The organism is Actinophytocola sp. (assembly GCF_050699915.1).
Taxonomy (GTDB): Bacteria; Actinomycetota; Actinomycetes; order Mycobacteriales; family Pseudonocardiaceae; genus Actinophytocola.
Genome location: NZ_JBOHGA010000221.1, coordinates 1 through 9,878, shown reverse-complemented (window position 1 = coordinate 9,878; position 9,878 = coordinate 1). Strand labels below are relative to the sequence as shown.

The following is a 9,878-nucleotide window of genomic DNA, read 5'->3' as shown; positions in this document are numbered from 1 at the left end:
CTCGGCATCCACCGATGGGTCGTCGAACACGCCTACGCACTCCTGCACTGGTTCCGCCGCCTCCACATCCGCTGAGAGCGCCGCGACGACATTCACGAAGCGCTCACCAGCATCGGATACAGCCTCACCTGCTGGCACAAACTCAAGAACCACTCAATCTGTTAGGACCCCTAAGACGACCCGATCATCCGTATCGACGACCCGATCGACCGTGAGCTGGCCGAGGACATCCCGTTCGAGCCCAGGTGGTACCCGTGCGACGTAGCCGAGGAGCCCGTGGCCGACGTTGTACGTGCCGAGAGACACGTCCGTGCAGGTCAACTGGTATCGGCGCGTGACTGATCGCTATCCGGCATGATCGCGGCTCGTGCTGGTTCGCCTCACCTAGCAGCGGCGGACCCGTCGATCGCGCCGCCCGCCGCGAGGACCAGGTGCTGGAGGGCATCAACCATCGCGGGATCGCGCAGGCCGTGCAGATCCGCGAGCACCAGGGCGGACCGGCCATCGGCGGAAGCGGGCAAGTTCGGCCCCGGTCGTGTTCGCCGAGCGGCCCTGCGCCGGGCCGGAGGAGCACAGCAGATGATCATCGCGGCAGTGCGCTCAAGATCCAAACGAGACACGCTCTTAGTGATCTTGAGCTTATCTGCGCTGGTAGTGGGCTTGTTGGGCGCTATATTGGTGGCGTCTGCGCCAGTGGGACCAGGCCCAGGTCACGACGCGGTCGGGCAGGGTGGTCGTCAGGTGTGCCAGGAGACGCTTGATCTCGCCGAGTGTGATCGGGATGAGGCCGTGCCAGGGCTGTTGGGGCGATCACGGCGGTTACGGCCAGTAGATGTGGGCGAGCATGGCCAGGGTGATGTACCGATACCAGGCGTCGCAGCGGCGGACCTGGTAGTGGTCCAGGCCGACCTCGGTCTTGCGGTCTGAAAACAGTCCTCGATCGCCCAGCGTGCGCCCGCGACGCGAATGAGCTCGTCGTCTGTGGTTCCTGTTGGGGCGCAGCACAAGTAGTAGGCAAGCTCGTACTCGCCCTTGCTGTTGCGGGTCATCGAGCGACGGGCCAGCATCCCAGCCCGAGGCGCTGGCCACCCCGTGAGCTCGGGCGTGGCCAGCGCGTCGCCCTAGCCGAGCTTGCGGGCCTCGGTGGCGGCCGCGGCGAGGTCGCCCTGTTCCACGGCCTCGCCCAGGGCGGTCAGGGTCCGGTGGACGGCGGCCGGGTCGGGGACGTCGCCGCGGATGCGGTCGAACGTCCACTTCAGACTCGCCAGGTCGCCGGCCACCGCCGCCTGGTCGTCCGCGGCGGCGTCGATGACCAACTGGCGGGCCCACAGGGCGACCCGTGTCGGGTCGACCGCCTCGTGGCGGGATCGGACGTCCAGCTCGTTCTGCGCCACCCGCAGGGCGGCGTCGCGGGCGCCGCCCGCGTCCCGTTGGGACACCGCCGTGGTGAGCGTGTCGATGTCGCGGTCCATCTGGCGGGTGAGCAGCGGCAGCGGCGCGTCCTCCGGGCGTGCCGCGGTCCACGCCTTCGCCACCGCCGCGGTCGCGGTGTCGGCGGCCGCCCAGTCGGCCCCGGCGACCGCGTCGGTGGCCCGCCGGATCGCGGTCGCCAGAGCGTCCACTGTGGGCGGTACCGGCGCGTTCGTCGCGTCGGCGGGCAGCGCGAGCGATGCAGCCTCATGGTCGCCGTCCGCGTTGCCGGTGGAGAACTCGCCATAGCCGGGCGCGAACGTCTTGTCCTCCCGCGAGCCGTCCATGTGTAGCTCCGAGACGGTGATGGCGCCCTCGATGGGCCCGCTCGGCCCGTCCACCGTCTGGTTCGTGGCGGACACGGTGACCTCCTCGAACACCACGCCGGGCTTGTTCTCCGGGCGGTACACGTCGCCCTTCGCCGGATGCGCCGGCATGATCATCGCGGCCGGCGCGTCCGCACCCGCGACCCAGGTGCCGTCGGTGTCGACGACCTCGCCGTCCTCGTAGTTGAAGACGTCCTCGCCCAGGTACCACACCGAGCCGTCGTCGGCCTGGGCGTACCAGTCGAGCGCGACCTCCTTGATCCGGCCGTCGGACAGCGCGAAGTACTGGCTCTCCAGCGCGTCGATCCGGTGACCACCCCAGTTGATGATCTTGCGCTCCGGCAGCAGCGTCACCTCGGTGCGGAACGGCTTGCCGTCCACCTGCCCGCCGTAGATCGTCTGCCGGACGATGCCGGTGGGGTGCAAGGGGTTCGTCACCCTGAGCGGGTTGCCGAACCTCGGGGTGCCGGTGTCCACGCGCCCGTCCTCCGGGGCGAGCGGCAGGCACCGGTCGGTCTCCGTGCCGCCCTCCTCGACGATCTTCACGCAGTCGTCGGCGGGCGCGGCCGGGCCGGGGTCGGCCGCACAGCCGGCGAGCACGAACACGGCTGCCGCCACACCCACCCAGCGACTACCGTCCCTCATCGGAGTCCTCTTTGGAGTCCCCGGCTGAGCCGAGCACCGCGAAGTTCTCGTCGAGATGCACGTCGACCTGGCGGCCGTCGTCCACGGTCACCTCGACCTCGTAGTAGCCCTCCTCGTCGCCGACCTCGGTCTCGGTGACCCGCCCGCCGCCGGTGTGCTCGAGCGCCGCCTTCTCGACCCTGTCCAGCGCCGGGCCGGTGATCGGCTGATCGGTGCCGTCAGGCCCAGCGTTGTCGTCCTGCTGCCCGGTTGCGAACGCGATGCTGGCCCCGGCCGCGATCAGACCGGCGGCCACCACCGCCACGATGATCATGCGCTTCATGTCCGTCTCCCTTCGACGGACACACCCTGCGCCGCGGACGCTGAACTAGTCCTGAACGCCCGGGAGCGTAACCGCCACCCGGGCGCCGCCGAGCGGGGCGTCGGCGATGGCGACCGTGCCGCCGTGCGCGGCGACCAGCTCGGCGACGATCGCCAGCCCCAGGCCGCTGCCGCCCTCGTCGCGTGCCCGAGCGTCGGCCAGCCGGACGAACCGGTCCAGCACCCGCGTCCGCTCCGCGGCCGGGATGCCGGGCCCATCGTCGTCGACGGTGACCGTCACCGACCCGTCGGCCACGGCGATGCCGAACGCGACGGCCGATGACGCGTGCCGGGCGGCGTTGTCGGCCAGGTTACGCAGCACGCGCCGCAACCCCGCCGGGTCACCGAGCACGCGCCCAGCCGTCACACCAGATGTGTCCACGCTTAGTGCCCGGCGCACCCGGTCGGCCTCGGCGAGCACCAAGTCGTCGACGTCCACCTGCACCCGACGCAGCGCGAGCCCCGCCTCGTCGGCACGCGCGAGCAGCAACAGATCGTCGATCAGGCGCTGCAGGCGCAACGCCTCCGCGTGCACCGGCTCGGCCAGCCCGGCGACCGTGACCCGGTCCGGGTACGCGCGGGCGACCTCGGTGTGCTGGCGGATCGACGCGGTCGGCGTGCGCAGCTCGTGCGAGGCGTCCGAGACGAATCGCCGCTGGGCGGACTGCGCGCCCTGCAGCCGGGCCAGCATCCGGTTCATCGTGCGGGCCAGCCGCGCGATCTCGTCGCCCGAGGCCGGCTCCGGCACCCGGCGATGCAACTCGGCGGCGGAGATCGCGTCGACCTCGCCGCCGATCGCGGCCACCGGGGCCAGCGCGCGGCCCACCACCCGCCACGTCGTCACCCCGACCACGACCAGCAGCAGCGGCAGCCCCACCGCCAACAGCTGGACGAGCACCTGGGTCGACTCCAGCGCGTCGGACAGCGCCCGCGCCACGACGACGGTCCGCCGCCCGTCGGGCATCCGCGCGTTCGCGGCGACGGCGAGGAACAGGTCCTCGTCGACCGGCGTATGCACCTCTACCGCCTCGCCCGGCGCCGGCCGCGCCACCGCCGCCCGCCCGGCGACATTCTCGCTCGCGGCCACCACCCGGCCGTCCTCATCGAGGATCTGGATCAGCTGCTCGTCCGGCTCTCCGACCGCCAGGCTCGGCACGTCGCCGCCGGCGGCGAGCACCGCGGCGACCTCACCGGCCCTGGTCTCGGCGGCCGCGCGGACGTTCTCGGTCAGCGTCGAGCGAACGATGAGCACGAGCGTCACCGCGCCGAGTAGCAGGGCCACCCCGACCACGCCGACCGCCCCTGCCGTGGTGCGGACCCGGACCGTACTAGCCATCTTTGAGCCGGTATCCGGCACCGCGCACGGTCTCGATGGTGGCGGCGCCGAGCTTGGTCCGCAGCCGCCGCACGTACACCTCGACGATGTTCGGGTCGCCGTCGAAGTTCACGTCCCACACATGTTCGATGATCTCCAGCTTGCCCACCACCTCCCCGGCCCGACGCATGAGGTACTCCAGCAGCGCGTGCTCGCGAGCGGTCAGCTCGACCTCGGTGTCGCCGTGCCACACCTGCCGGGTCGCCGGGTCGAGCCGCAACGCACCCGCCTGGAGGACAGCCGGCCGCGGCCGTGCGCCCCGGCGCAGCAGCGCGCGGAGCCGGGCGAGCAGCACCGCGTAGGAGAACGGCTTGGTGAGGTAGTCGTCGGCGCCGATGTCCAGCCCGTCGACCTCGTCCCACTCGCCGTCCTTCGCGGTGAGCATGAGAATCGGCGTCCAGATCCGTTCCGCGCGGAGGGTCGCGCAGAGCTCGTAGCCGTTCAGCCTGGGCAGCATGATGTCCAGCACCAGCGCGTCGTAGGGATTCTCGCGGGCGAGCCAAAGGCCTTCTTCGCCGTCGCCGGCCACGTCCACGGCGAAGCCTTCGGCTTCCAGGCCGTCTCGTAGGGCGGCGGCCAGCCGCCGTTCATCCTCCACCACCAGCACGCGCAACGCATCTCCCTGCTCGGGCCCAGCCTGCCTGATGTCGACTGAAACCGCGCTGAACGGCTTGCTCGTCTGGCTGACCCCACCGACACCTACCAGGCCACACGCTCAACTCGATCACCAAACACCGGCACCAGCGGCCCCACACTCGAGGAGTTCGGCTATGACCCGCCGGGCGCCACCAACAGCTGCGAGATGTCCGGCCAAGGCCAGACCCTCAAGGGGAACACCGAGGGTCACCTGGCGACCGGGGCCAACGGCGAGGTGACGAGTTCGTCTACGACGCGGACGGCAACCGCCTGATCCGCCGCGACCCGCAAGCCGTCACGATGTATTGGGGCACCAGGAGATCCGTCTCGACCACATCCGGCGGGCGAAGGCGGGCACTCACCACTACAGGCACGGCGGTCAGTCCGTCGCCCTGCACACCGAGGCTTCACGGGTTGGAAGACCAACGCGGTGTTGGTACGCCAGGCTGGAGCCGGCGAGGACCGGTGCCGTGGTCGAGGGCGTTGCTGGCCAACTCGGTGACGACAAGGACGACGTCGGCCAACCGCTCAGCGACCAGATCCGCGACGGCAGCTAGCCGCACAGCCCACCGCAGAATCCGGTGCGGCGTGCTCGTCGTGATGCCGACCTCGTCGGCGGCGGCAGGGGTGTCGAGAGGTTGGTTGTAGGTGGCGACGATGCGGTCGGGGCGTAGTCCGGGCTGGCCCACCACGGGTCGTGGTCGACCAGGATCGAGTGCGTGGCCGCGGCGTCGGCCAGCACGACCGAGGACAGGCGCTCGGCGTCGTAGGGGCACAGGATCGTGGCGGAGCGCCAGCGAACGCGTAGTTGACCAACGCCTCGTGCTGGGTGCACGCCGGATACTCGGTGTCGCTGCGCTCGGGCCAGATCGCCACGGACCACACCAGGGTCGGGGACGGCGAGCAGCACCAGCACCACCGTGACCGCGACGATGACCCCGGCCGCGCCGACACCACCGAGCCTGGTGCGGCGACAACTGCGCCGGCTCGTCGCGGCGATGACCAAGCCGGCGACGGTGGCGAACAGCACCACGCCCCCGTCGAAACCTCGACAGACCAACACATGTAGCGACGGCGAAGTGCCCGGGCGCCATCGGCCGCAGTCCCGACCCGGCCTGCGTCTTGGTCTGCACCACGCGCAAGACCGTCCCAGTAGGACAACGAAAGCTTCCGACCGAAGAATCGGATGGCGAGATTTCACCATGAGACTGCGATGTCACCAATACTGGTGTCCGAGGACCGACTGCACATTATTCACCCGTCGCGCGCTCAACAAGTGAGGTCTCGACCTGCCGGTTGCCCGCGGAGGAAGACGCGGGGCCGCAGTCCTCCTGACTTGATGGGCTCGGTCCACATGGATGTTTCACCCAACTGCCGAGGGTCTGGTCGCGGCTACAGCCATCCGTCAGGGACCGGCACACTCCGTACGACGTCGATGGCATGCGTTGGTCGACATCGCAACACCGCAGCTAGCGTGGCGGAATCGCGATTGGCGGTCGAGTTCTCGATGTCGACGACAAACAGCGCCCGGGCCGGTATCCGGTGTCCCGACATCTGGCTGAAACACATCCATGCGCATCTCTCTTCGCGCGACGAAGGAGCACCTGTGCCTCCACAGCCAAGCCGGAGGCAGCGCTTCCAGGTCACCCAACCAGAACAAACGACCTCGGTCGTCATGAGTGTCGTACGAAGGGGCTGGCCGACAGAAGCCAGAACGTGCGAAGGCGTGGCTTGTGGGTCACCGAGAACACCTAGGCTGAGTGGGATGTGCCGTGTGTGCACATGGGAGCTTATGGAGGTTCAGCATGGCTCGGCAGGCCGTCTCGACGGACAACGCACCACAGGCGATCGGACCCTACAGCCAGGCGATCATCGCCAACGGATTCGTGTTCTGCTCGGGCACGGCGGGGATCGACCCAGCGACGGGCGTTGCGCCCGACGGTATCGAAGAACAGACCGAGCTCGCGCTCCGCAACCTCGACGCCGTGCTCACCGCCGCGGGCGCGTCCATGGCGAACCTGGTCAAGACCACGATCTTCTACACGAACGTCGACGACTTCGCGTCCATCAACGCCATCTACGCCCGCTTCATGCCCGACCCGCCACCCGCTCGCTCAGCCCCGGCGAACGCGGCCCTGCCACGCAACCTCCTCATCTCCATCGACGCCATCGCCGTCCTGTCCACCGACTGACCTCAGCCCGGTCGTACACCGCCTGGGCAACCGACAACGGGACCTGCCCACGGCCGCGCGGTGCCATGGGCCGCCGTTCGGCTGCTCGCCAGTTACTTACACCTGCCTCCAGCAACTCAGCAATCCTAGTTTCCTGCGACGACAACACAACGAGGGCTTTGCAACGACTCCTAGTACCCAAGCAGGTGGGGCCCAATCAGAATGCCGAAGCGGGGCCAAGCCAACCGCAGGATCGATTCGAACTTGTCCCGCACCTCCGGGTTCTCCCAGTCCAGGTCCGCCTGTTCTGGCGCGAACAGGTGCAGTTACCACTCGCTGGGGCTGCCGTCGGGCTCGGTGGTTCTGGTCCAAGCCGGCCCACCGAACCGCGACCGCCAGTTGTCGGGGGCTGCGACCCGGATGACTGGCGGCGGCACTTCGGACCGCCTGGTCGGAGTTCGCCGCGGCCAAGGCAGGGCCAGGGGATCTCCGGTTAGTGCACCGACAGCTGGTGACCGGTGATCGGGCGTTCAGCGGATCGGGATCGACGCGCCGTTGCGGAAGGCGCGCGGAGTTTGCCCTGTCCAGCGGGCGAAGGCCCGGAAGAACGAGGACGGCGTGTCGAAGCCGAGCAGGAACGAGATCTCGGACAAGGTGAGGTTCGCTTTTCGCAAGTAGAAGACCGCCCGGTCCCGCCTGGTGTCCGGCAGGAACTCGGCGAAGCTGGTGCCGGCCTCGCCGAGCTGCCGCTGGAGGGTTCTGGTGCTCACCCCGAGCTCGCTCGCCACGAGGCGCACGGGATACGTCGCCGAGCCGTCGCCGAGCCGTCGCCGCAGGACGGTGCGAGCGGCGGCCACCGCGTCGGCGAGATCATCCGCAGTATCAACGACCACCAGGAGTCCATCGCCTCGGCCGTCGAGCAGCAGCACGCGAACACAAACGAGATGAATCGCGGCGTCGTGGAAGCGTCGGCCGGGATAGCTCAGATCGCCTGCCACATCGGCGGTCGGCCATCCGAGGAGAGCTCCGACCGGGACGCGAAGGGCAGCCTCAGGAACCTTGCCGCGGAGCTTCAGACAGAGGTCAACAAGTTCTCCCTACGCCGACCGTCCTGACTCTTCGACATCGCCACGTTGCTGGTCACCGGCTGAAGCCGGCTGCCAGACCGCTGAGCAGTTGACGGCGGCCGAAGGCGTACAGGACCAGGATGGGCAGTGTGGTGAGGACGACGGCGGCGACGACGGCCGGGACGTTGACGCTGAACTGGCCCTGGAAGGTCCACAGCGCGAGCGGCAGGGTCCGTTGGGTGGGGCTGGTGGTGAGGATCAGCGGCAGCAGGAATCCGTTCCAGATGGTCAGTGCGTTGTAGATGGTCACGGTGACGATGGCCGGCCGGGTGAGCGGCGCCGCCAGTCGCCACATCGTCGTCCACTCGCTGGCGCCGTCGACCCGCATCGACTCGAACAGTTCCCTCGGCACGTCGCGGATGAAGTTGGTCAGCACCAGCACGGAAAGCGGGATGGCGAACGCGATCGACGGAAGTATCAGCGCCAGCAGGCTGTCGTACAGGTGCAGCTTGATGATGATCAGGTAGACGGGGATGACAGTCGCCTGCAGCGGGATGGCGAGGCCCATCAGGAACAGCCCGTTTACCATGCGCAGGAACCGGCCGGGCCAGCCCCGCACGATGGCGTAGGCGGCCATGAAGGAGAACGTGACCGCCGGCACCACCGCGCCGGCGGTGACCACGACGCTGTTGACGAAGTAGGTGATGAAGTCGGACTGGATGACGAACCGGTAGTTCTCCAGCGTGGGGTCGCTCGGCGGCACCATGGGGTTGCTCGCGTAGTAGCTGCTTTGGGCCTTGAAGCTGGTGATGAGGACCCAGTAGATGGGTATGACGACGACGCCGAGCCACAGCCAACCGGCCAGCCCGCCGAGCCAGTTGCGCCCCTGGGTGGCCGAACCGGTGCGGTGCGGCCGTTCGCCGCGGGTGGCGGCCTGTCGCTGCGGCCTGGTCAGTGTGGCGCTCATGTCAGGCGCCCTCCATCTGGCTCTGACTCGCGTCGCGGCCGCCGAGCCGGCGTAGCAGCAGGGCGATGGCCAGGCCCACCAGGACGAGAATCACCGCGATGGCGCTGGCGGGCCCCATGAGCCCGCCCGGGAAACCCCGCTTGTACATGTCCACCGCGAGCACCCGGGTCGCGTCGCCGGGGCCGCCCTCGGTCAGCACGTAGATGAGGTCGAAGAAGGTCAGCGACCCGACCACCATGAGCGTCGACGAGGTGATGATCGTGTACTTCAACTGGGGCAGCGTGATGCTGAAGAACTGGCGGATCCGCCCGGCGCCGTCCAGTTGCGCGGCCTCGTACATGGACACGGGAATCTGGCGGACACCGCCCTGGTAGAGCAGCGAATGGAACGGGATGAACTGCCAGGAGACGACGAAGACGACGAGGCCGAACGCGAGCCCCGGCCTGCCGAGCCAGTCCTGGCTGAGGAAGTCGATACCCAGCCCGGCGCCGAGCCCGAAGTTCGGGTCGAGCAAGGCCTTGTACGCGATCGCGATCGCCGCGGAGCTGAGCAGCAATGGGATGAAGTACACCACGGCCAGCACGCCGCGATAGCGCTGGTGACCGGCGAGGAACGTGCCGAGCAGGATGCTGAGCGGTGTCTGGACCGCCCAGGAAGCGATCATCACCAGGAACGTCACCCAAACGGCGTGCGGCAGCCCGGGGTCCGAGAGCACGGCCCGCCAACTGGTCAGCCCGGACGGCTGGATGCCGCCGATCCCGTCCCACGTCGTGAAGCTCAGCGCGAGCACGCCGACGACCGGGATGACGGCGAAGCCGACGAAGAACACCAGCGCCGGCGCGGCCAGCCACGGCAGGATGC

Annotated in this window: 9 protein-coding genes and 2 pseudogenes; 1 reads left to right on the top strand and 10 read right to left on the bottom strand. The window is 69.1% G+C overall.

Annotated elements, in window-relative coordinates; translation table 11 throughout:
- Window positions 1-737 precede the first annotated feature (737 nt).
- The 6 genes and pseudogenes from ACRDSK_RS27745 to ACRDSK_RS27720 all read right to left on the bottom strand — a co-directional run.
- A pseudogene (locus ACRDSK_RS27745) lies at window positions 738-1,076 on the bottom strand (IS701 family transposase); the annotation flags it as partial.
- A 45-nt stretch (window positions 1,077-1,121) separates the two neighbouring features.
- Entirely contained in the window at window positions 1,122-2,441 is a 1,320-nt protein-coding gene (locus tag ACRDSK_RS27740; RefSeq protein ID WP_431444279.1) for a hypothetical protein, read from the bottom strand.
- On the bottom strand, window positions 2,428-2,763 hold the full coding sequence (locus tag ACRDSK_RS27735) for a PepSY domain-containing protein (protein ID WP_431444278.1): 336 nt from the start codon (window positions 2,761-2,763) through the stop codon (window positions 2,428-2,430). Before ACRDSK_RS27735 ends, ACRDSK_RS27740 begins: the two co-directional genes overlap by 14 nt.
- A 45-nt stretch (window positions 2,764-2,808) precedes the next feature.
- Window positions 2,809-4,137 carry a sensor histidine kinase gene (locus ACRDSK_RS27730; protein WP_431444277.1) on the bottom strand — a complete coding sequence of 443 codons (1,329 nt, stop codon included), beginning with the start codon at window positions 4,135-4,137 and terminating at the stop codon, window positions 2,809-2,811.
- Window positions 4,130-4,789: a response regulator transcription factor gene (locus tag ACRDSK_RS27725; protein ID WP_431444276.1), complete on the bottom strand. Its 660-nt coding sequence runs from the start codon at window positions 4,787-4,789 to the stop codon at window positions 4,130-4,132. Before ACRDSK_RS27725 ends, ACRDSK_RS27730 begins: the two co-directional genes overlap by 8 nt.
- 576 nt (window positions 4,790-5,365) lie before the next feature.
- Window positions 5,366-5,845 (bottom strand): hypothetical protein, encoded by a 480-nt coding sequence (locus tag ACRDSK_RS27720; protein ID WP_431444275.1) that lies wholly within the window; start codon window positions 5,843-5,845, stop codon window positions 5,366-5,368.
- A 772-nt stretch (window positions 5,846-6,617) separates the two neighbouring features.
- On the opposite strand from ACRDSK_RS27720, the gene ACRDSK_RS27715 reads away from it, so the two are divergent.
- On the top strand, window positions 6,618-7,004 hold the full coding sequence (locus ACRDSK_RS27715; RefSeq protein WP_431444274.1) for a Rid family detoxifying hydrolase: 387 nt from the start codon (window positions 6,618-6,620) through the stop codon (window positions 7,002-7,004).
- Window positions 7,005-7,213: 209 nt separating this feature from the next.
- Here ACRDSK_RS27715 and ACRDSK_RS27710 read toward each other — a convergent pair.
- The 4 genes and pseudogenes from ACRDSK_RS27710 to ACRDSK_RS27695 all read right to left on the bottom strand — a co-directional run.
- A pseudogene (locus tag ACRDSK_RS27710) lies at window positions 7,214-7,390 on the bottom strand (alpha-amylase family glycosyl hydrolase); the annotation flags it as partial.
- A gap of 123 nt (window positions 7,391-7,513) precedes the next feature.
- On the bottom strand, window positions 7,514-7,876 hold the full coding sequence (locus ACRDSK_RS27705) for a helix-turn-helix transcriptional regulator (protein WP_431444273.1): 363 nt from the start codon (window positions 7,874-7,876) through the stop codon (window positions 7,514-7,516).
- Between the two features lie 247 nt (window positions 7,877-8,123).
- Entirely contained in the window at window positions 8,124-9,017 is an 894-nt protein-coding gene (locus ACRDSK_RS27700) for a carbohydrate ABC transporter permease (protein WP_431444271.1), read from the bottom strand.
- A 1-nt stretch (window position 9,018) separates the two neighbouring features.
- Entirely contained in the window at window positions 9,019-9,876 is an 858-nt protein-coding gene (locus tag ACRDSK_RS27695; RefSeq protein WP_431444270.1) for a carbohydrate ABC transporter permease, read from the bottom strand.
- Window positions 9,877-9,878 lie beyond the last annotated feature (2 nt).